Here is a 22087-nt window from a genome sequence, read left to right as displayed (position 1 = left end):
GGGCACTTGTCCGCGTTGATTTGAACGCCAGATGCTTTGGGGTCAGAATTATGTCTTTGATCCGCGCCTTGAAGGACGCCACATGCTGCACCGATTTCTCAACTCCCGCCCGGCCTGCTTGATCCGGAACCTTCTGCTTTGCGGGGTGTTGGCATATGCGGGCACGGCGGGGTCGGCGTGGGCTGAGGCGCTGAAGCCTTACAAGGATGGGCTGTTCAGATACAAGAAGGTCTCCGAAACGCTCTATGATGGCGATTTTATCGTCGTTGAATATTCCAAGCAGAGAGACCTGCGCGATCGCGACGAAGTCGACGAACGCAGGGTCTACGGAAACTATGTCTCCTACAAACCGAAGCGGGGCCGTGGCAGCGGAGAACTGAAAGCCAACGGCCGGGTTGTCGAATTCATGGGTACCGGCAACTGGAAGGGCGGTGCCAATGCCATCGTGATCTACATTCACGGGCAGGGCGGCAACCGCTTTCAGGGCATGAACGACGTTTCGTTCGGTGGCAACTTCAACCGCGTTCAGAACCTGATGGTCAGGAACGGCGGCGCCTACCTGACCGTCGACATAAAGAACTTCGACAATCGCGGCACGGCCGATGTGGCAGCCCTGATCCAGTATCAGAAGCAGCTGTCGCCGCGGGCCAAGGTCGTGGTTGCCTGCGGCTCCATGGGCGGCATCATCTGCTGGAACCTGGTAAAGAACGCCAATTATGCCAGCATGCTTTCCGGCATCCTGCTGCTTGGCTCACCGAAGGATCCCAACTTCCTGTCTTCAGGTGCACTCGGGCGCAACGTGCCGATCTACATGGGGCAGGGGACGCTCGACCAAGTCTACAATTGGGAAGATCAGGCGAACTTCTTCAAGCAGATCAAGACCAGGGCTCCGAACTATCCGATCAAGTTCACATTGTTCGATACAGGCACCCACGGTACCCCCATCCGCATGACCGACTGGCGCCTGATACTCAACTGGATGCTGGGTTAGGCGAAGGCCCGGCACTGTTGAGGATCAAAACGGGCTCGTGAAACACGGCCTGCTCGGCGCCTGATGATACTTGAAGCGCTTTTGCGGTTGCCCTTACGTCACTTTTAATTTCAAACTACCCTCTGGGCACCAATGCCTGTCATCTGGAAGACGGCTCGAAACCGCCGTTTTCGGCGTGTCAGCCTCGATCCTCGGGTTGGTGCCGCGTATCAGGGGGGATGTATCATGTCAGAGTATTTTGATCTCGGCCGCTATACGCGTGTCGTAACGTCAATACCGGAAGCGCAAGTCTGGTTTGACCGCGGTCTGGTCTGGCTATTTGCCTATAATCATGAAGAGGCGATTGTCTGTTTCGAAAAGGCTGTGGCGGCCGCCCCGGCCTGCGCGTTGGCTCACTGGGGTATCGCTTACGGCATCGGTCCGAATTACAACAAGGCCTGGGAAATCTTCACGCCTGAGGAAAAGGGGCCTGCGCTGGCACGTGCACATGCAGCGCTTGCCACCGCAAAGGCACTGAAGGAGGCCAGGCCGGTGGAGCGTGCGCTGATCGAGGCCCTGGCGTCGCGTTATCCCACAGATCCGGAAATCGAAGACTATCAGCCTTTCAACGATGGCTTCGCGGAAGCGATGAAACCCGTTTACGAAGCTAACAGGGAAGACCTGGATGTCGCGTGCATTTATGCAGAGGCCTTGATGAACCGCACGCCCTGGCAATTGTGGGATTTCCACACGGGCGTGCCGAACCCTGAAGGTTCCACCACCGAGGCCGTGGCTGTTCTGGAACATGCATTTGAGAAGTTGCCAGGCGCCTGGGATCATCCTGGGCTCTTGCACATGTACATTCACCTGATGGAAATGTCGCCGCACCCCGAAAGGGCTTTGCGCCATGGCGACAGGCTGAAGGATCTGGTTCCGGATGCCGGGCATCTCGTGCACATGGGAACGCATATCGATGTCTTGTGCGGCGACTATCAGAATGTGCTCTACCGCAATCTTGCGGCAGCCAAGGTCGACGACAAATTCAAGGCTTACGCTGGCCCGGCGAATTTCTATGCGCTGTACCGGATCCACAATCTGCATTTCGCATTCTACGGCGCCATGTTTCTTGGCAGGAAAGGCGCCGCGGTGGAGGCTGTCGAGCGATTGCGCGGCGAGGTGCCCGACGAAGTTGTTCGATCGTATCCGGACGTTTTCGAAACCTTCGTGGCCGCCGCGCCGCATGTCTACATCCGGTTCGGAATGTGGCCTGAAATCCTTGAGCTCGATCAGCCAGCGGACAAGGAACTCTATGTCACCACCAACGCGTTGATCTACTACGCGAAGGCCATCGCCCTGGCCAACCTCGGCCGTCATGACGAAGCGCTGTCCGCCATGGCGGATTTCACCGCGGCTTATGCGCAGGTGCCCGATAGCCGGATGCTCTTCAACAACACCGCAAGGGATGTCCTTGCCGTTGCAGAGGAAATGATGAAGGGGGAGGTGGCTTTCAAGGCTGGACGGAAGGAAGAAGGGCTTGCCCATCTTCGCACTGCCGTCGACCTGGACGACGGGCTTCAATACGAGGAGCCGTGGTCCTGGCCACAGCCAACGCGCCATGCCTTGGGAGCACTTCTGATGGAAGCCGGCAAGTATGAGGAAGCCGAGGCGGTCTACCGCGCGGATCTCGGATTGGACGGCAAGCTACCGCGCCCGAGCCAGCATCCACGCAATGTCTGGGCGTTGCACGGATTGCATGAATGTCTGGTAAGGCGCTCGGAGAAGGTGGAGCTGCCGCACGTCAAGCTTCTGCTCGACCAGGCCATCGCGCGTGCGGACATTCCGATCCGGGCAAGCTGCCTCTGCCGGGCGAAGGCCGCATGAATGCAGAGTTGGGGCAGATCAACGACTGGTTTTGGAGGCGGCAATAAAAGCCCGGATACCTGTGCCACGTGGCTGGGACCGGAGCGGGCGTCTAAATCTTGGTGAGCTTGGCCTTCAGCAAACCTTCCGCCAGATGATCGAACACTACGCGGATCCTCTGGCTGGTGTGAAGTTCGCGATGGGTGACCAGCCAGATTGGAAACGAAACCGGTTCGATATCGGAAAAGGCGGGAACGATCTCGGGGAACCGGGCAGCGATTTCATCCGCCATGATAGCCAGGCCGAGGCCCTGGCGGACAAATTCCCAGGCGACCACACCGCTGGGGGAGCCAAGGCGAATATTGGCTTCGGTCACCTTCAGACCGAAAGCGCGCAGGTAGCCGACGAGCTCTTCGTTGTTGTCGAAGCCGATAAAATCGAGATTTGGCGCATCGTCCCTCGTCAGGGGGCGGCCGAATTGTTCAACCAGTGATCTGGCGCCGAAGATGCGGGCCGGGGCCGCCCGCAGCTTGCGGGCATAAAGGTCTGGATGGTCCGGCTCCACATGGCGGATGGCGATATCGGCCTCGCGCCGGCGCAAGTCGCTCAGGCTGTTGGTACAAAGCACCTTCACTTCCACGCCCGGTGCCTTTTTGCGCAGCTCACGCAAAATATCGGGCAAGAGATGAGCTGCCATCAGATCCGTCGTGGAAACGGTGACCAGTCCTTCGACCTGCTGTGATTTGCCGGATGCCGCAAGGGATATCCGGCTGGCCGCGTCGCCCATGGCGCGCACGTGATCAGCCAGTTCGATCCCGGCTTCCGTGAGGATCAGGCTCTTCGACACACGCTCGAACAGGGTCACGCCAAGTGTCTGCTCAAGCGCGGCCACCTGCCGGCTGAGTGTGGGTTGGGTCAGCCCGAGTGCCCGGGCGGCTGCGGAGAGAGACCCTTCCTCTGCCGTTACGAGGAACGCACGGGCCTGGTTCCAGTCGAATGTGATGGTCTGCCAGTTCATGCAAATATGTATATCAACTAGCCAGAATTCGGCAATTCTCATTCATTTCTGAAGCAAGTAGATTTCTTGTCGAAAGGAGACGCCAATGAGCCCGTCATCTTTGATGATCCAATTGGCAAACATCGTTCTTTCGGTTCTGGAGTTCCTGGCTTCACCCACTGGCGGCCGCGACATCGGCCGCGACATTCTTCATCAGATCGGTCTGCGCGGCGGCCGCAAGAAGAAGAAATAGCGGGTACGGGAGTTTCAAGCAGCCTGTGCTTCGAAGCTGTTTCGAAGCACGGATAACTGCGTGCCGGCTGTCATATTTGCAGTTGGACCAGGTTCGACCGGTTACTGCCGTTCCAGCTTATCTGTTAGAAATGGACTATTCGCCATGGCGACAACATGGACCAATGAAATGCCGTCATCTGCCGGTTTCTGGAGCAAGGCTGCGCGCAAATATGCTGCGTCTCCAATCCGCAATCAGGAAGCCTATGAAAAGACGCTGGAGCGTACGACGGAACATCTGGGGCCGCAGGACAGTGTTCTGGAACTGGGCTGCGGCACAGGATCGACGGCGCTTTTATTGGCCGGCAATGTCAGGTCTTATCTTGCCACCGACTTCGCCAGCGGCATGATCGAGATTGCTCAGGCGAAATTGAAGGATGGACCGGACGGGGAAGATCATCCGCAAGGGTTGAGGTTTGCCGTTGCCGATGTCTTCAGCGACAAGGTCGAACCGGGTGAAACCGGTTACGATGCCGTCCTTGCCTTCAACTTCCTGCATCTGGTGGAAAACGCCGAAGACACCCTGTCCCGTATTCATCATCTCCTGAAACCGGGTGGGCTTTACATTTCCAAGACCGTTTGCCTGAAAAGGCGCGCGTGGCTGTTTGCTCCCCTCGTCAAGGTGATGCAACTGGTTGGCAAGGCACCTTTTGTCCGTTTCTTTTCCTTCGACACACTGGAAGACAGCATCCGGTCGGCAGGGTTCGAAATCATCGAGACAGGAACCTATCCTGCACCCTACAGCCGCTTTGTCGTGGCAAGGAAGCTCTGACGGGGGTGCGCAGAAAAAGATGCGTCCCGGATATAAACTAAATCGATTGAATTGGCCGGTTGCGGCGACTTGCAGATGAGGGCTGTTGAGTGCTAGGTGTGATCTGTCTCGCCACACTTGCTCCCTCGAAAGCTGAAAATGCTCGTCCGCGACCGCGCCTTTTTCGCGTCCATGTTCCTGACGGTTCTGGCCGACCAGATCCTCCTGTTTCTGGTGCCGCTGGTGATCTTCCAGATAACCGGCGATGTCGCCTGGTCCGGCCTTGCCTTCTTCTTCGAAACCTTGCCGCGCTATCTGACATTTCCAGTCGCAGGCATTCTGAGTGACCGGTTCTCGCCGATCCTGCTGCTGCGTATCAGCCGCATCCTGCGGGCTGTGGCCTGTATTGTCGGTATAGTCGGTCAGCTTGCATTTGGTGGGGTCTGGTGGCTGATCGGGCTTTCTGCCGTCGTCGGCATTTTCACGACGCAGGGCATGCTGGCGCTGGAGATGGTGCTTGTTCGTGCCTTCTCCGACCAGCGTTTCGAAAAAGTGGCGAGTTACGGACAGCTTGCCTCGCAAATGGGCGTCGTGCTCGGTCCGTTGGTCGCCGCCTACCTCATGGCGTTCTGGCCCTGGCAGGCAGTGGTCGTGCTGGCAACAGTCCTGTTTGTGTTGGCCGATCTTGCGTTTTACTTCTGGCCAGGTCAGGCGCGAATGGAAGACGCTCCAGGCAGGCGTGTTTCACGCCATCCCGTGGCGGATCTCAATCACGCGCTCAAGCTAGTCTGGACATTGCCGGGCCTGACGCGGGCAATCCTGCAGGCCGCCGGCGTCAACCTGATCATTGGTGCGACGCTGGCAACGGCTGCCGCCATGATGACGGGCTTCTTCAGTCAAAGCGAACAGGTCTACGCCTGGCTTCAGGTCGGTGGAGCCCTGGCGACACTTGCCGTCCTGACGCTGACGGCCCATGTCGCGCTCAGCCTGAAGACCCTCGGTGTTACTGCTTACGGGTTGATCTGCGCGGGGGCCGTGCTGACAGGCCTTGGAGCCCATCCGCTGATCTATGCGGCAGGTTTCCTGCTGATCGCCGGGTTCGACAAGATGTTCAACATCTATGTGCGCACCTTGCGCAAGGAGATCATACCGCCGGAGGAATTCGGCAAGACAACCGGCGTGATTATCTGCCTCAACAATCTGTCGCAGCCGCTCGCTGGCCTCATCGTTGCCATCTTCGCAGCCGGAGACGACGCAAGGGCTGTCCTGCTTGGCCTTGCCGGCGCAATGGCAGTGCTGGGCGTCTTGACATTCCGGCGCGCCGCCACGCAGTCGTAACACGTGGCATGGGGTGGCAGATCAGCTGATAGCCGGCTGGTCTCGCAAGGCCGTCAGTCCTTCTGCTGACCGCCTGACGATATCCGCGATCTCGGCGAGCTGGCCTGCCAGCGGGCTCCTTCTACGCCAGACCATGCCGATTGTCCGGGTCGGTTCGGGGGCTTCAAAACGCGAAATCGCAACCGAGGCCGAACGGGTTTCCACAGGAACGGCCATTTCCGGAATCAGGGTGACGCCCATCCCTGCACTGACCATCTGGACCAGCGTTGAAAGGGAACTTGCGTCCAGCACTTCGCGCGGTGGACCGGATTGCAGGTTGCAGAAGGACAGGGCCTGATCGCGAAAACAATGGCCTTCCTCCAGCAAAAGCAACCGCATCTCGCGCAGGCTGTCGGCGCTCGGCATTGGCGCGTTGGCTTCCCGCGCCGAGCGCACCAGCACGAAGCGCTCGCTGAAAAGGGCCGTTTCGGCAAGTGTGCCTTCGGAAACCGGCAAGGCTACAATGGCCGTGTCGAGGCGACCTTCTTCCAGCTCGTCGATCAGGTTCGGCGTTACTGTTTCGCGCACATGAATGTCCAGCTCCGGGTAGCTCCTGGTCAATGCTCCGACAACGCTCGGCAGGAGGTAGGGAGCGACAGTCGGAATGACGCCGATGCGCAGCCGCCCGACAAGCCTTTCGCGTGATGCCCTGGCAAGGTCACCCAGCTCCTCGGTGGCCCGCAGGATGTCGCGGGCACGCTCGGCGGCAACTTCACCAAAATGTGTCAGGCGGATTTGTCTGGCCCCGCGTTCGAACAAGCTCGCGCCGAGCACTTCCTCCATTTCCTTGATCTGCATGGACAGCGCCGGCTGCGAAATGGCGCAGGCCTCGGCGGCCTTGCCGAAATGACCGTGCCGGGCGAGGGCCTCGAAATAGCGCAACTGTTTGAGGGTGATATTGATCATAAGCATAACTTATCGAACTTATCAGAAAATTCAACTTCCTCTGATCGGTTGCCTTTGCTAGCGTCAATCTGCACAGACGAGATCAGGTGGCATGCAAACACCCCTTGCGATGCCAGCTGATTTTTGTGCGCGGAGATTTTGGGAGATTTGAGGAAACCGATCTGTCCGGGGCTCATACGGGCCTTACGGATATCACGGGCGTCTCACGCGGCCCGAATAATCGAACGTTTCAGATGACAGTGGAGAGAGTTATGGACGCTAAGGTGGAAAAGACAGGCGGTTGCCCTGTAATGCACGGCGGCAACACGGCGATGGACAAGCCGGTAACGAAATGGTGGCCGGATGCGTTGAACCTCGACATCCTGCACCAGCGCGGTGCACGCACCAATCCGATGGACCCCGACTTCAACTACCGTGAAGCCGTGAAGGGTCTCGACCACGAGGCAGTCAAGGCCGACGTCCGTGCGCTTATGACTGAAAGCCAGGATTGGTGGCCGGCTGACTGGGGTCACTACGGCGGTCTGATGATCCGCCTGGCATGGCATTCCGCCGGTTCCTACCGCATGCAGGACGGTCGCGGCGGCGCGGGCTCCGGCAACATCCGGTTCGCTCCGCTGAACTCCTGGCCGGACAACGCCAGCCTGGACAAGGCCCGCCGTTTGCTGTGGCCCGTCAAGAAGAAGTACGGCAACGCGCTTTCCTGGGCCGACTTGATCATTCTGGCCGGTAACATGGCTTACGAATCCATGGGTTTCAAAACCTTCGGTTTCGGTTTCGGCCGGGAAGACATCTGGGGTCCAGAAACCGATGTCTACTGGGGCTCGGAAAAGGAATGGCTCGCACCGGTCGAGAACCGTTTTGAAAACGCCGATGATGCGACCTCCCTGGAGAACCCGCTTGCGGCGATCCACATGGGCCTGATCTACGTCAACCCGGAAGGCGTGAATGGCCAGCCGGATCCGGTCAGAACCGCAGCGCATGTTCGCGAAACCTTCAAGCGCATGGCGATGAACGACGAGGAAACCGCGGCATTGACTTGTGGCGGCCACACCGTCGGCAAGGCCCACGGCAACCGGTCTGCTGAAGGAATTGGTGTCGAGCCGGAAGCCGCCGGCGTCGAGTCGCAGGGCTTCGGCTGGGCGAACACCGAACAGGGTGGCAAGGCTTCCAATGCGTTCACCTCCGGTATCGAAGGTGCCTGGACGCAATTCCCGATCCAGTTTGACATGGGCTACTTCGATTACCTGTTCAACTACGACTGGGAACTGCGCAAGTCCCCGGCTGGTGCCTGGCAGTGGGAACCGGTCAACATGCCGGAAGACAAGAAGCCGGTTGATGCATCTGATCCGTCCATCCGCCGGAACCCGATGATGACCGATGCCGACATGGGCATGAAGATGGACCCGGTCTACAACGAGATCTGCCGGAAGTTCATGGCCGACGAAGCCTATTTCCGCGATTGCTTCGCTCGTGCCTGGTTCAAGCTGACCCACCGCGACATGGGCCCGAAGGTCAACTACCTCGGCCCGGACGTTCCGGCTGAAGACCTGATCTGGCAGGACCCGGTCCCGGCTGGTTCCACCTCCTACGATGTGGACGCCGTGAAAGCGAAAATCGCTGCCAGCGGCCTGACCGCTGCAGAGATGATCGCAACCGCATGGGACAGCGCCCGGACCTTCCGTGGCTCAGACAAGCGTGGTGGTGCCAATGGCGCGCGCATCCGTCTCGCGCCGCAGAAGGACTGGGAAGGCAATGAACCGGCACGCCTCGCCAAGGTTCTTGCCAAGCTCGAGCCGATTGCTGCCGAAACCGGTGCTTCGGTTGCCGATGTCATTGTTCTGGCCGGCAATCTTGGTGTGGAACAGGCAATCAAGGCAGGTGGCTTCAACGTCTCTGTTCCGTTCGCTCCGGGCCGCGGTGACGCAACCGACGAACAGACGGATGCAGAGTCCTTTGAAGTTCTGGAGCCGCTCGCTGACGGCTTCCGCAACTGGCAGAAGAAGAAATACGTTGTCAGCCCGGAAGAGATGATGCTCGACCGTGCACAGCTCTTGGGCCTGACCGCGCGTGAAATGACTGTCCTGGTGGGCGGCCTGCGTGTGCTGGGGACTAACTACGGTGGTTCCAAGCATGGTGTCTTCACCGACCGTGAAGGTGCCCTGACCACGGACTTCTTCGTCAACCTGACCGACATGGCCAACAGCTGGCATCCGGTTGCCGACGGTACTTACGAAGTGCGCGACCGTCAGCTGGGCACGTTGAAGTGGACCGCGACCAGCGCAGACCTGGTCTTCGGCTCCAATTCCATCCTGCGGGCCTATGCGGAAGTCTACGCTCAGGACGACAACAACGAGAAGTTCGTGAAGGACTTCGTTGAAGCCTGGACCAAAGTCATGAACGCAGACCGGTTCGACCTGATCTAAGGACGGTATCTGCAATTTGAGACAGATGGCGGCGCCCCGGGGTTTTCCGGGGCGCCGTTTTCTTTGGGCTGGCTTTCTGTCCAGTGCTGATTTTGCGATGCAGCAGATCATTTTCGTCAGCACAAACCCTTATCTCCTTGAAAAGGTCATTGTTCCGTCACAAGGTTTATGTTGCACTGCGAAGCAGTTTCAGGTTGCGCTTGAGACAGCGAAGTGTGGTGGCCGGCCGGTTTCCCTCCGTCCTGGCTGCCCAAGGTTTCGGGAGCTGTGCGCATATGTTTGATTTGACGGGCCACAAGGCCCTTGTTGTAGGGGTCGCCAACGATCAGTCCATTGCCTATGGCTGCGCCAAGGCCTTCCGTGCGCAGGGAGCAGATCTGGCGATCACTTATCTGAATGAGCGGGCCGAAGCCTACGTGCGGCCTCTGGCCGAACAGCTCGATGCGGAAATCGTTGCCCCGCTCGACGTGCGCGATACAGAGCAGATGGACGCGCTGTTTTCCGAGATTGAGGCCAAATGGGGCCGTCTCGACACTTTGCTCCATTCCATCGCGTTCTCCAAAAAGGAAGACCTGCATGGCCGTGTGATCGACTGTTCCGCGGACGGCTTTTCGCTGGCCATGGACGTCTCCGTCCACTCCTTCCTGCGGCTTATCAAAAGGGCCGAGCCGCTCATGCCCCATGGCGGTACCTGCATGACAGTATCTTTCATGGGCGCGCAGAAGGTCGTCGAGAACTATGGCGTCATGGGCCCGGTCAAGGCCGCGCTGGAGGCGGCCACCCGCTATGCGGCAGCCGAGCTCGGATCAAAGGGAATCTCGGTCCATGCGCTGTCGCCAGGTCCGCTCAAGACCCGCGCCGCATCGGGCATTGCCGAGTTCGACGCATTACTGAACGACGCGGCTGAACGCGCGCCGACACATCAACTGGCCACGATCGACGATGTCGGGGCCTATGCCGCCTTTCTTGCCAGCCGGGAGGCGTTCAACGTCACCGGGGCCGTGCACCCGATCGACGGTGGCTACAGCATTCTTGGATAGGAGGTCCTGATGAAGGACATTTTTGACGCGCTTGAAAAAGGCCAGAACGAATTTCTGGAATCGCTGCATGATGCCACCGCCTGGGGGCCTTCGGAGCGTTTTACGGCACTGCAGGCCCAGGCGACGGAGCTGTCCAACCTGGCGGAACTGATGGGCAGGGGACTGACCAAGCACCTGACCCGGATCTCGGACGATCACAAGACCCGTTGGCAGTCGAATATTTCCGAGTTCGGCAAAGCCGTGGAAGCCATGGGCGGTGCGCAGGAAGCAGGGTCTTTATACGAGGCCTGGGAAGACTACTGGAAGGATGCGGCCCAGCGCATGGTCCTCACAATGGACACGCTTCGCCAGCGCGGCGACATCTTCCTGGATCACGAAGAAGCCGGCTGTCCACCTGTCCTGATCTATGACTATGAAGTGGTTCTGGATGGTGCAGATCTGCCGCGCCCCAGCTGTTACATGCTGCTGAAAATCATTCCGCCCGCAGATCTGCCGTGCCGTGATCCGAAACCCTGGAAACGGCCCTATATCATCATCGATCCACGGGCCGGACATGGAGCCGGGATCGGCGGTTTCAAACCGGACAGTCAGGTGGGCGTTGCCCTGCATGACGGTCACCCGGTCTACTTCGTTGCCTTCAAGAGGATGCCGGAGAAAGGCCAGACACTGGCGGACGTGACCCATGCGGAGGCGGCCTTCGTGCGCAAGGTCATGGAGCTTCATCCCGAAGCTCCGAACCCGGTGGTGACGGGGAATTGCCAGGGTGGTTGGGCGACGCTGCTGCTGGCTGCCATGAACCCGGATCTGACCGGGCCGGTCATCCTCAATGGTGCGCCTGTGTCCACATGGTCCGGCCGGGTCGGTGAAAACCCGATGCGCTACAATGCCGGTGTTCTGGGTGGGACCTGGAACGCGATGTATTACTCCGACCTTGGTCACGGCATCTTCGATGGCGCTGACATCGTGCAGAATTTCGAACTGCTCAATCCGGCCCGGAACTACTTCGGCAAGTACTACGATCTCTATGCCAAGGTCGACACCGAGCCAAAGCGCTTCCTGGAGTTCGAGCGCTGGTGGGGTGGGTATTTCCTGCTGAACGAAGCGGAGATGAAGTGGATTGTCGAGCAGCTCTTCGTCGGCAACCGTCTTTCCAAGAACGAGGCACAGCTTGAGCCCGGCCGAAACGTCGACATCAAGCACATTCGTGCGCCGATCATCGTTTTCGCCAGCTATGGCGACAACATCACACCGCCGCAGCAGGCCCTCAACTGGATCATCGACACCTACACCGATGAGCGGGAAATCGCCATTCGTGGCCAACGGATCATCTATATGGTCCACGAACAGGTTGGCCATCTCGGCATTTTCGTGTCCTCCAAGATTGCGAAGAAGGAGCACACGGAAGTCACCTCGACACTGAAGACAATCGAGGCGCTGGCGCCAGGCCTCTACGAAATGACCATCGACGACTATGAAGGCCCGCTGCTGGAGCGGGAATTCACGGTCAGCTTCCATGAGCGCAAGATGGAAGACCTGACGAAGATAGATGACGGCCGGGACGATGAAATACCCTTTGCCGCTGTTGCCCGTGCATCCGAGCAGCAGGCCGAATTCTACGATGTCTGCGTACGGCCTTTCGTCCAGGCTTTCGTCACCGAGCAGAGCGCTGATCTGCGTCGCAAGAGCCATCCGCTCAGAATGCAGCGTGCGCTGTTCTCCAGCCTCAATCCGGCTCTCGGCTGGTTGCCCGGCATTGCCGAGCGTGCAAGGAACGAAAGGTCGCCGGCCGCTGCAGGCAATCCGTTTGTCGAACTGGAAAAGGTCAATGCGGCCCTGATTGAGCAGTCCATGGATCTTTTCCGGGATTTGCGCGACACAGCCTACGAGAACCTCTTCTACGCCATCTGGGGCACGCCCTACATGCGCTGGTTCGGCCGGACCAAGCAACCGGGCCGGACGCTGAAGCGCAAGGACGAGTTGCGCAGCTTGCCGCCGGTCCAGGCAGCCCTGATGCATATCGAGGAAGGTGGTTTCTGCGAAGCGGTGATCCGTATGCTGATCCTGCTTGCCGACAGCCGGGGCAATGTTCGCCGCGACCGTCTGGAACGCTCAGCCCGTGTCCTGACACAGGATGAGCCGTTCAAATCGCTGAATGCGGACGAACGCAGTTTCATTCTTCAGGAACAGACGCTGATCGTCGAATTTGCTCCCGAACTGGCAATCGAAACCTTGCCAAAGCTTCTGAAAACCCCGGAAGAGCGGGAACTCGCGGCCAAGGTTGTGCGGTTCATTCCCGGCGCAATAGACGAAATGACGCCGCATACACTGGAAACGCTGCAGCAGTTCCACAAGGTGCTGGGTCTGCCGCCTGTTTCGGGAGACATCACGGAAGATCCCCTTGCCGTGACCGATGTCGTCGTCGAGCCGGGCAAGGAAGACGCCCGAGCGGCACAGGAAGAGGCGGCGAGCAAGGCCCCCGCGCAGTCGGCGCCAACGCGGACAGCTCCCGTTAGGGCGGCCTCGGCTGCGGCAGTGCCGAGCAAATCGTCTCCTCGCAAGACTGCAACGCGAAAGGCAGCGGCGCGCAAGGCGACGGCTCCACGCAAATCACGCAGCAGTGCGAAAAAACCGCAGGAACCGGCTGAATAATAATAGGGGGCGTCCGGGCCTCTCGGACGCCCCCACAGAGCCCCCCTGGAATTATTTTTGGAGTTTGGCTCTGATCTGAAACGGTGTTTCGCTTAGCAGGCTAAGACATGTTTCCGGCAATCCGGCACGGGTGGCGCCGATGTCCGACCGCCGGATTTGTCCGTTAAGCATAGCAAGATCGGTGCTGCTCACAAGTGCCGGAACGCTGCTTCCGGCAGGAATTTGAGCTGCCGAATTTCGAACTCTGTTTTTATTGCATTTTTCGCTACGCTCCTGCGTGCTGGCGAAAGACAAACTTCCTATTCGCCACCCGAATGCCTACTTCTTGTCCGAAGCAGAGCCGCTCGCGGTTCGGAGCCCCGTGTGCCTGGGTGAGGGAAAACCCTGCTGCGAGAGAACAATGAAGAGAAAACTGGCGGAGCCGCATGTTCGACTGGGCCTATAAGAAACGCTTGAAGGACGACCTGGAACTTTGGGTCGAGAAGGGCTGGGTGAGTTCTGCCGGTGCAACGGCCATATTGAAGGAGCAGGATCAGGACGACGGTCGTTCACGCCTGCCCATGGCCCTTGCCGGAATTGGAATGGTCTGCGTGGCTTTGGCGCTGCTGGCATTCATAGCGGCAAACTGGGGAGCTATTCCGAAGTCCGTGAAGCTCGTCGGCATTGCACTGCTTGTCGTTGCGAGCAACGGTCTTGCGGCCTTTGCTGCAACAAGAGGGCGCAAGGGTATCGCGGATCTTGCCACTGGCTTTGCCACGCTGGTTTTTCTCGGCGGCATGGCGCTGGTCGGACAGATCTTCCACTTGCCCGCCGACTGGCCCGGTGGCGCTTTCCTTGTCTGTCTCGGTGCGCTGGCTGCCGCGTGGCTCACCGGTTCGAAAACATCCCTGATCGTCGCTGCCGGTGCTGCCATAACCTGGCAGGTCATGCGGTCCGAATTCGGTTCGGCACCGCTGATGGAAGATCTGATCGGGCTTCTCCTTCTTGTCGCGGTGTTTGCACATCCGGTCATCCATCCCGCACGGCTTTCGCGCTGGGCCGCGATTTCGCTGCTCTGGGTAACCTATGGCCGCTGGTTTGGCGAAACAGCGGAACTGATGAGCTCCAGCGATGATTTCATCACTGCAATGTTCCTAGCCGGAACCGGTGGAATGGCGGCCGCGATGATGTTGCTCGATCCCGTTGCCGATCTTTTCGTGAAGTGGTCAAGCGACCGGCCGACGCGCAGTCATGGGCATTGGCTGATGGCAAGGTCCCTTCAGGATGTCGGTATTCTGGTCTTGTCGGTGCTGGTCGTCCTGGCGCTCGTGTTTGTTCCCGAGGTCGCGGACGAACCGTCTTTGGGCGGCCTTGCAACACTCCCTGCTATGGTGCCGTTGGCCGTCGCTCTGGCTCTCCTGGTGACAGGCCTGCTGCTATCCTACAAGACCGTGAAGTCGGGGGCGCTCTTCGGGGCAACCGGCCTGGCGCTGGTGGCCGTGCTGATGCCGGTTCTGACGGCCAACGTTCTCGTGCTTGCAGCCTTTGTTCTGGCGGCACTGATCGGTCTTTGCGCACTGGGGACATGGTATAACAACAGGTTCTGGATGCTTTGTGCCTATTTCGGCCTGACTGCGGTCGCGCTCTGGCTGCTTCAGGTCACCATCGGCAGTTTGCTGGGGCAGTCGCTGTTCTTCCTGGTGGCAGGTGTTCTGCTGCTGGGAATGGCCCTTTGGCTGGCGCGTCTGATGAGGCGCGGTGGCCGGACGCCGGATGAAGGTGACGTCACCGGGGAGGTTCAGGAATGACCACGGCAACTGCAACTCCCGTTTCAAAACCGCAGTCCCGCGCCCAATGGCTGCTTTGGGGACTTCTGGCCCTGATCCAGCTTGGCCTCATCTCAATCCCGTTGTTCGACCGGCTGGACGTGCAACACAGCGGAACCGCTGTTTCGCTTGCCGTGGTGCCGGTTGACCCGAGAGACCTGCTCCGTGGCGACTATGTAGTGATCAATCTTGCGATCGGTACCGTTTCCAATACGGTGCCCGGTGCCGACAAGGTCCAGTCGGGAGACAGCATCTTCGTCGGTCTGAAGTCAGAAGGAACGGGCGCTGCCGTGCCGGTCCTGATTGCGAAGGAAAGAGCTGACGCCGGTGATCTGGCGATCGCCGGTACCGTTCGCTCCGTTCTTGGTGACGAAATACGGGTGGACTACGGTATCGATGCCTTCTTCCTGCCCGAGGGCGAGGGACTTGAAATCGAACGCATGGACACATCGCGCATTCTTCTTGAAATCTCGTTGACCGAAGACGGCCGGTCGCTGCCCGTAAACCTGCTGGTGGATGGAAAAGCTTTCCGGTCTGATGCGATCTTTTGACCTTCGGCCATTCTGGCGGTATGAGCGCGTCAGCTGAAACCCGTCTGAAAGACCGCCATGTCCGATCCCGCGCTCGATACACTCGTATTGCCTCTTGAAACCGGGGCTGTCGAGCTTGCCGACAAGAGCCGCGTCCTGTTCCTGCGCGCAAGGACAGGGCGTCCGCTTGCAGCGCTTGCGGACGTAGATCTTGTTTGCGAACAGAGTTTCGCACCAGATCGGGATGCGCTGCAAAAGGCAGGGCTGAAGGTAGACGCGGAGACGGAAGACAACAGCTTCGACGCTGTTCTCGTTCTTCCTGGTCGTCAACGGCAGGAAGCAAGGGCACAGCTTGCCCGTGCGGTTTCAAAGACACGGCCGGGTGGAACCGTGATTGCCTGCGCGCCCAACACCGAAGGTGCCAAGACGCTGGAAAGCGATCTTCAGGAGCTTCTGGGCAGCGCCGAGAAAATGACCAAGAACAAGTGCCGGGTTGTCTGGAGTGAAGTTTCCGATGACAGCCTGAACACCGCACTTCTCGCCGAATGGCTGGTACTGGATGCGCCGCGGACCGTGCTTGACGGCACATTCGTCAGCCGGCCGGGCATCTTCGCCTGGGACAGGATCGACCCGGCCTCCAGACTTCTGGCAGACCTTGTGCCGGCAACGCTGAAGGGCAGAGGCGCTGATCTTGGAGCGGGCTTCGGTTATCTGACCCGTGCCGTTTTCGAGAAGGCTCCGAAGGTCACTTCGATGGATCTCTACGAGGCGGAAAAGCGTGCGCTGGATCTGGCCGAACAGAACCTGGCTGCCTTCAAGGGCCTCAGAACGATGAACGGCATCTGGTCGGATGTGACCCAGGGCATCGAAGGGCCTTACGACTTCATCGTCTCCAACCCGCCGTTCCACCAGGCCGGCAAGGCCGACCGCGCCGACGTCGGTCAGGGCTTCATTCGCGCCGCTGCCCGCGGACTGCGGCCGGGTGGTGAATTCTTCATGGTCGCGAACCGGCATCTTCCCTACGAGCACACGCTGGGCGAAGTCTTCGCCGATGTGAGACAGCTCGCCGACGAAGGTGGCTACAAGGTAATCCGGGCCGTCAAAGCCAAGGGAGGTCGGTAAGATGCGTCTTGTAAAACTCCTCGCCAATCTCGGCTATGGCAGCCGGAAGGAAATGCAGGTCGCCATCCGCAACGGGTGGCTCACAGACCGCGAGGGCAGCCGTTTGAAGGCGGATGCCAAGACCGCTCACGAGGACATCCTCTTCGACGATGAGCCGCTCGACCCCGCACACGGGGTGGTGATCCTGATGAACAAGCCGCTTGGCTACACCTGCTCCATCAAGGATCAGGGCCGGCTGGTCTATGACCTCTTGCCGGACCGCTTCCGCATGCGCAAGCCGGTTCTGTCCACCATCGGTCGGCTGGACAAGGAAACGTCCGGTGCCTTGCTGTTTACCGACGACGGCACATTCCTGCATCGCGTCATCTCGCCGAAGTCCGAAGTTCCCAAGATTTACGAAGTGACACTCGACCGCCCGATGAAGGGCGACGAAGGCGCGCTGTTTGCTTCCGGCGACATGATGCTGGAAAGTGAAGACAAGCCGCTGAAGCCGGCGGAGCTTCAGGTTCTGGACGAAACCCATGCTCGGCTTACCCTGCATGAAGGCCGGTATCACCAGGTACGCCGCATGTTCGCGGCAACGGGCAATCACGTCACCGACCTGACTCGCAGTCACATCGGCGGCCTCGGTCTGGAAGGTCTCGAAGTGGGCAAATGGAAAGTGCTGTCCGAAGAAGAAAAGACACGCATTTTTGAAGGTGGATGAGGTCACGGTTTCCTGTTTCTGCTGCGAACCAGGAAATTTTTATGATGAGAGGTTTTTCTTTTAAGTTCAATAAATTCAGATACTTATATTTAATTTGATCTCCAATTTCTAAAAAATTTCAAAAAAGATTTCCCCCTGCTGCATCCAAAATTCGATCTGCCGTGTTTCCGGGAAGTGAGGCCAATCCGATGCCTCCTGCCTTTGAAAGACGGAGATCTGAAATGCCCCTTATTGCACGTAGCCTTCTGACAGCATCCGCCCTTGTTCTTGCCGCTGGCGCTGCTCACGCGACCCCTGCGATCGGTCTTGCCGGTGAAAAGACCCTGGTGGTCATCGACAGCAATTCCGGAAAGGTAACCGACACGATGGAAGTTTCCGGTGTCGACAGCCTGCTCGGCATTGACCTGCGGCCGGCGACGGGGCAGCTGATCGGCGTCAGTGGCGCTCACGAAATTGTCGAGATTGATCCGAAGACCGGTGCGGCAACGGTGATTTCCAAGATGGACAAGATGCTGCCGCTGAAAGACGGGCAGCCTGTCATCGTCGACTTCAACCCCAAGGCCAACAAGTTGCGCTTCATGACCGGTGTGACCAACCACCGGGTTGATATCGAAAGCGGCAAGGTGACCGTCGACGGCAGCCTGGCCTTTGAGGAAAAGGACATGCATGCGGGCGAAGCGCCGAACATCGTTGCTGCTGCCTACATCAATTCCTACGGCCAGCCGGAAACGACAGCGATGTATGACATCGACGCGACCATTGGTGCCGTCATCCGTCAGACTTCGCCGAACGATGGCACCCTTGCGGCCGTTGGCAAGCTGGGGGTGGACGCTGCCGAAACCTACGCCTTTGATGTTGCCACCGACGCGGAAGGCAACAACAAGGCCTGGCTGGCAACCGGCACGTGGCTGCACACCGTTTCGCTGGAAACCGGCAAGGTGACCGATAGCTGGGAACTGGGTGGCCTGGAATGGCCGCTGCGCGACATCACGTTCATGACCGCGATGTGAGCCCCATCCAAAGCACTTACTGACAGAGCATCTTCAGCCCGCTGAATGAACAAGGATGCTCTGGGCTTTGCGGCCCCGTCCCACCTGGTTCGCAAAGCCGATTGCCGGAGCAGCCTGGACCACCCACCCCAGGCTGCTCCGGTCCCTTACCGGTACGACTGGTCCGGCAACGCTTCTGATGCGTAGCAGTCAGGAGCCCTGGTGAGATTGAACAAGTGAGACCAACGTGCTGGATATGCCGGAAAGCGTAAGCGAAGTGGATCACGCGGCCCTTCTGGCCGCCTGTGCACGCAAGGACCGTCAGGCCCTGCGACAGATCCTGGAACTGGAAGGCCCCAAGATGCTGGGCATTGCCAAGCGCATGTTGCGCCGGCAGGACCTTGCTGAAGATGCCCTCCAGGATGCGTTGGTCCTGATCTGGCGCAAGGCTTCCCAGTTTGATCCTGCGAAGGGATCCGGACGCGCGTGGATCTACGCGGTCCTGCGGAACAGGACCTTGAACATGCTTCGTGACGGGGCCCGGGAAGCGGCAACCGATGACGACAAGCTGGAACGCCAGATCGACGGCAGCGAACTGAACGAGGCCTGGGAAATGCTGGGCCATGACAGCGAGTTGCGTCGTTGTCTTGGTCGACTGGAAACGGAAAAGCGCAGTGCCGTGCTGATGTCCTATATCTGGGGCTACACCCACGGTGAAATTGCCGGCCGGCTGTCGGCCCCCCTTGGAACGGTAAAGGCGTGGGTGCGCCGTGGCCTGACTTCCTTGCGGGAGTGCATGTCATGAGAACGGCCCGCCGAAACCTTGCCGAACTTGCCGACGAATTCGTCATTGGCCTGTGCGACCCAGAAGAACAGCGCGAAGTGGAAGATCGCCTGATGAAGGAGCCGGAATTGGCCGTTCTCGTGGAACTTGCCCGTCAGCGGTTCGCCGCCCTGGACGCCGCGACGCCCCGGGAAGCCGTGCCGGAGAGCCTTTGGCATCGCGTTGAAAGGCGTCTGGACGCCGTGGAAGAAAGTATTGCCGCTCCCGAGACGAAAGACAGCCGTGTTGAAGCGCCGGTGGATCTCAAGTCCGAGAGAGAAAAGCGCAACAGGCCAATGATGTGGACGGCGGCAGCCAGCCTGGCAGCGAGCCTCGTACTTACCATCGCGCTTGTCTGGAACCTTATGACGACAGTTGAGCCGCAGGTAATAGCCGTGCTTGTCAACGATGCCGGGCAGCCTGTTGCGATGATCGAAGGGGCTGAGAACAACGCAACCCAGGTCACGCTTCTGGGGCAGACCGATGTCCCGGCAGGCACAATCCTTCAGCTCTGGACCAAACCGGATCCGGATGGGCCGCCGGTTTCCCTGGGCATCTTCGATGAGCCCAAACAAACGATCCTGCAAGCTGCCGGGTTGCCGGTTCCCAAGCCTGACCAGCTTTATGAGATCACCTTCGAACAGCCGGGAGGCTCTCCAACCGGGTTGCCGACCGGCCCCATCCTCGGCAAGGGTCTTGCCAGGGAGCCTCGCTGATCATCGGTGGGAAAAGCACCGGAAGGTGTAAAGAACTTGAGAGCACCCGGACAGGTTCGGGCGCTCTTGCCTGTGAGATCCTTAGTTCCTTTTTCGGCTGAGGACTCGTATGCGGCTATCGAATTCGCCGCGGTCGACATAACAGCCGCGCAGGTGGCGGAACCCGGTGCTGGGGTCGAAAGCGGCTCGACCATGCAGGACCCGCCGATTGTCGAAGATCACCATTTCTCCGCCCTTCAGCCGTGTGGTGATGACGTAGTTCCTTGATCGGGTCATCTGCATCAAGGTGCGATACGCCCCGTAATAAGCTTCCATTCGATCCGCCGGCAGATCGAAGATCCCGGCAAGATGGGCATTGAAATGGAGCTCCTGCACGCGTGCGAACAGATCGAGTTCGATCACCGTGTGATGGCGGCGGATGTCGTAGTCCTCGTCGTGAAAGCGAAAGGGCACCGGCGTCTCGGCAAGGAGCCGGAAGGCCTCCGGATCGAGCCGGGCGAGATCGTCCGCAATCGCGAAGCCGTCACAAAAGGTCGAGCCGCCACCTTCTGCTTCATTGGCAAGACAATGCAGGAACTGGAAGCCTGGTGGCAATTCCTGATTGGCCAGGTCCGTATGCAAAGGAAGGGCATGGGACGTATAGGCCAGGTTGTTCGGGTTCGGCTTGGAAATGACCTCAAACGTCGTGCCGAAATTGGTCTCCCGAAGAAAACCGATCCTGCGGGCGACATCGATACCTGCCTCCACGTCGTCAGCCATGCCGTCGACAAGAGCAAGGCCGGTTTTCTTGGCTTCGATCAGGAAAGCAAAAAGGAGATCGTCGTTGACCATCAAGTCGGCCGCCGCCGCTCGCGGAAGGCTTTCCGGGACAAGATCACCGCGCCACAGCTCAGGTTCGATCTCGGCTGGATCGGCAAGTCCGACCCCAGGCCGGTGATCGAACAGCCAGTCGGCCCTGTAGCGGCTGACATGGCCGTCGCCGGACCAGGTAAGAATAATTTCATCCGCATCCTGTTCGGCCTTCGCGATGGAAATATCCATCGCAATGCCGGTCAGGTCGAACTGGCGTTCCTGCGTTTGCGTATGAAACCCGCTCGGGCAGTTGTCGCGAAGCCAGATGAAGGGAAAGTCGGTGTTGGTGCCATCGGTCCAGGCGACAGAAAGCATGCGGTCTTCACCGCGCAAGGTCACGTTCGTCATTTCGAAAATCCGTTGATGTCTTGGAGAGTAAAGACGCCGGCAAGAGCCGGCAAACATCAATGGTCGGCGGGGGGCGGCCACCACCAATAGGCCTTGTTATGCGGATTGCCGCCATTGCGGCCGAGAACAGAAACCATCCACGGAACAGCCTGAACGCAGGCGACGCCTGCTGTTGAACCTGAAAAACGCTACATCAAAAAAAGCGCCCGGCAAACGAAATTCTGCCGGGTGCCAGTCATGTCGAATAATTTCAGGTTCAGTTCTTGGATGCCTTGGCTGCAAGGGCAATGGCGATGTAGCTCCAGCCGTTGATCAGCACGGAAATGCCGGCCAGAAGGCCAAGCGCCCAGGCGGCCGAGCTCGGCAGTTCCAGCCAGATCATGGCACCGGCCACAAGGGATACGAGCCCTGCGATCAGCACCCAGACCCAGCCGTCATGCGGCTTCAGTTTGAAGGCCAGCAGGATCTGGCTGATGCCCTGCGCCACGAAGATTGCGGCAATCACCAATGTCAGTGCGATGGTTCCCGCGAGCGGGTTCACATAAATCACGATCCCGCCGATGACGGCGATAATGCCGGTGATCAGGTTCCAGAGGAAACTGGCGGTACCATGGGTCTTGAAGGAATTGTAGATCTGAACCAGGCCGCCAACGAATAGCACAGCCGCGATCAGGATCGTTACGGCAACCGACGTTGCCAATGGAGCGGCGATCAGGATGATACCACCTATGACCAGCGCAACGCCGAGCGCCAGAAACCAGCCCCAGTTGTCCTGGATTTTTCTTCTCATATTCTCTACGGCCTGAACAGCATCTGTCATTTTGACCTCCTCACGCTCCGGTTGCCGCTGTTGACCGTAACCCCTTTGCAAATAAACGCAATATCCTGATGACAAATTGCCCGGGCAGGGGATCGTTCGACTGTGACTTGAC

19 protein-coding genes are annotated in these 22087 nt (G+C 59.1%); 15 read left to right on the top strand and 4 right to left on the bottom strand.

Features of this window, described 5'->3' with window-relative positions; translation table 11 throughout:
* Positions 1 to 82 precede the first annotated feature (82 nt).
* A complete protein-coding gene (locus FIV05_RS26055) occupies positions 83 to 991 on the top strand; it encodes an alpha/beta hydrolase (RefSeq protein ID WP_152511517.1) in 909 nt (302 codons plus the stop codon).
* Positions 992 to 1216: 225 nt separating this feature from the next.
* Positions 1217 to 2851, top strand: coding sequence for a hypothetical protein (locus FIV05_RS26050; RefSeq protein ID WP_152511516.1), 1635 nt, complete (start codon positions 1217 to 1219; stop codon positions 2849 to 2851).
* A gap of 91 nt (positions 2852 to 2942) precedes the next feature.
* Here the strand turns inward: FIV05_RS26050 and FIV05_RS26045 are convergent, their stop codons facing one another.
* Complete coding sequence (locus FIV05_RS26045; protein ID WP_075284258.1) at positions 2943 to 3848, bottom strand: LysR family transcriptional regulator; 906 nt, start codon at positions 3846 to 3848, stop codon at positions 2943 to 2945.
* A gap of 85 nt (positions 3849 to 3933) precedes the next feature.
* On the opposite strand from FIV05_RS26045, the gene FIV05_RS31700 reads away from it, so the two are divergent.
* The 3 genes from FIV05_RS31700 (at position 3934) to FIV05_RS26035 (ending at position 6207) form a co-directional block, all read left to right on the top strand.
* Positions 3934 to 4080 (top strand): hypothetical protein, encoded by a 147-nt coding sequence (locus FIV05_RS31700; protein WP_023000028.1) that lies wholly within the window; start codon positions 3934 to 3936, stop codon positions 4078 to 4080.
* 144 nt (positions 4081 to 4224) lie between these two features.
* Complete coding sequence (locus FIV05_RS26040) at positions 4225 to 4890, top strand: class I SAM-dependent methyltransferase (RefSeq protein ID WP_152511515.1); 666 nt, start codon at positions 4225 to 4227, stop codon at positions 4888 to 4890.
* Positions 4891 to 5028: 138 nt separating this feature from the next.
* Entirely contained in the window at positions 5029 to 6207 is a 1179-nt protein-coding gene (locus FIV05_RS26035; RefSeq protein WP_209009795.1) for an MFS transporter, read from the top strand.
* Between the two features lie 21 nt (positions 6208 to 6228).
* On the opposite strand, the gene FIV05_RS26030 is transcribed toward FIV05_RS26035, so the two are convergent.
* On the bottom strand, positions 6229 to 7152 hold the full coding sequence (locus tag FIV05_RS26030; protein WP_152511514.1) for a hydrogen peroxide-inducible genes activator: 924 nt from the start codon (positions 7150 to 7152) through the stop codon (positions 6229 to 6231).
* A 251-nt stretch (positions 7153 to 7403) separates the two neighbouring features.
* Here FIV05_RS26030 and katG point away from each other — a divergent pair, with 251 nt between their 5' ends.
* The 10 genes from katG to FIV05_RS25980 all read left to right on the top strand — a co-directional run bounded on the left by katG (position 7404) and on the right by FIV05_RS25980 (position 19955).
* Positions 7404 to 9575, top strand: coding sequence for a catalase/peroxidase HPI (gene katG, locus FIV05_RS26025; protein WP_152511513.1), 2172 nt, complete (start codon positions 7404 to 7406; stop codon positions 9573 to 9575).
* Positions 9576 to 9850: 275 nt separating this feature from the next.
* Positions 9851 to 10615: an enoyl-ACP reductase FabI gene (gene fabI, locus FIV05_RS26020; protein WP_152511512.1), complete on the top strand. Its 765-nt coding sequence runs from the start codon at positions 9851 to 9853 to the stop codon at positions 10613 to 10615.
* Between the two features lie 9 nt (positions 10616 to 10624).
* Complete coding sequence (locus FIV05_RS26015; RefSeq protein WP_152511511.1) at positions 10625 to 13264, top strand: DUF3141 domain-containing protein; 2640 nt, start codon at positions 10625 to 10627, stop codon at positions 13262 to 13264.
* A gap of 425 nt (positions 13265 to 13689) precedes the next feature.
* Complete coding sequence (locus FIV05_RS26010; protein ID WP_209009794.1) at positions 13690 to 15051, top strand: DUF2157 domain-containing protein; 1362 nt, start codon at positions 13690 to 13692, stop codon at positions 15049 to 15051.
* Entirely contained in the window at positions 15048 to 15620 is a 573-nt protein-coding gene (locus tag FIV05_RS26005; protein ID WP_209009793.1) for a GDYXXLXY domain-containing protein, read from the top strand. The genes FIV05_RS26010 and FIV05_RS26005 overlap by 4 nt, the downstream gene beginning before the upstream one ends.
* A 57-nt stretch (positions 15621 to 15677) precedes the next feature.
* On the top strand, positions 15678 to 16721 hold the full coding sequence (locus tag FIV05_RS26000; RefSeq protein ID WP_077290462.1) for a class I SAM-dependent methyltransferase: 1044 nt from the start codon (positions 15678 to 15680) through the stop codon (positions 16719 to 16721).
* A 1-nt stretch (position 16722) separates the two neighbouring features.
* Positions 16723 to 17427: a 16S rRNA pseudouridine(516) synthase gene (locus tag FIV05_RS25995; RefSeq protein WP_152511510.1), complete on the top strand. Its 705-nt coding sequence runs from the start codon at positions 16723 to 16725 to the stop codon at positions 17425 to 17427.
* Positions 17428 to 17648: 221 nt separating this feature from the next.
* Positions 17649 to 18437, top strand: a complete 789-nt coding sequence (locus FIV05_RS25990) for a DUF4394 domain-containing protein (protein ID WP_023000039.1) — start codon at positions 17649 to 17651, stop codon at positions 18435 to 18437.
* A gap of 235 nt (positions 18438 to 18672) precedes the next feature.
* Complete coding sequence (locus tag FIV05_RS25985) at positions 18673 to 19221, top strand: sigma-70 family RNA polymerase sigma factor (RefSeq protein ID WP_152512082.1); 549 nt, start codon at positions 18673 to 18675, stop codon at positions 19219 to 19221.
* Positions 19218 to 19955: an anti-sigma factor gene (locus FIV05_RS25980; protein ID WP_152511509.1), complete on the top strand. Its 738-nt coding sequence runs from the start codon at positions 19218 to 19220 to the stop codon at positions 19953 to 19955. The genes FIV05_RS25985 and FIV05_RS25980 overlap by 4 nt, the downstream gene beginning before the upstream one ends.
* A gap of 81 nt (positions 19956 to 20036) precedes the next feature.
* Here the strand turns inward: FIV05_RS25980 and FIV05_RS25975 are convergent, their stop codons facing one another.
* Together FIV05_RS25975 and FIV05_RS25970 are read right to left on the bottom strand one after the other, a co-directional pair.
* Positions 20037 to 21155, bottom strand: coding sequence for a TauD/TfdA family dioxygenase (locus tag FIV05_RS25975; RefSeq protein ID WP_152511508.1), 1119 nt, complete (start codon positions 21153 to 21155; stop codon positions 20037 to 20039).
* Between the two features lie 256 nt (positions 21156 to 21411).
* Positions 21412 to 21975, bottom strand: coding sequence for an HdeD family acid-resistance protein (locus FIV05_RS25970; RefSeq protein ID WP_173013951.1), 564 nt, complete (start codon positions 21973 to 21975; stop codon positions 21412 to 21414).
* Positions 21976 to 22087: the final 112 nt, after the last annotated feature.

The organism is Labrenzia sp. THAF191a, assembly GCF_009363335.1.
GTDB classification, from domain to species: Bacteria; Pseudomonadota; Alphaproteobacteria; order Rhizobiales; family Stappiaceae; genus Roseibium; species Roseibium algicola.
This window is presented reverse-complemented; position numbering and strand designations above follow the sequence as displayed.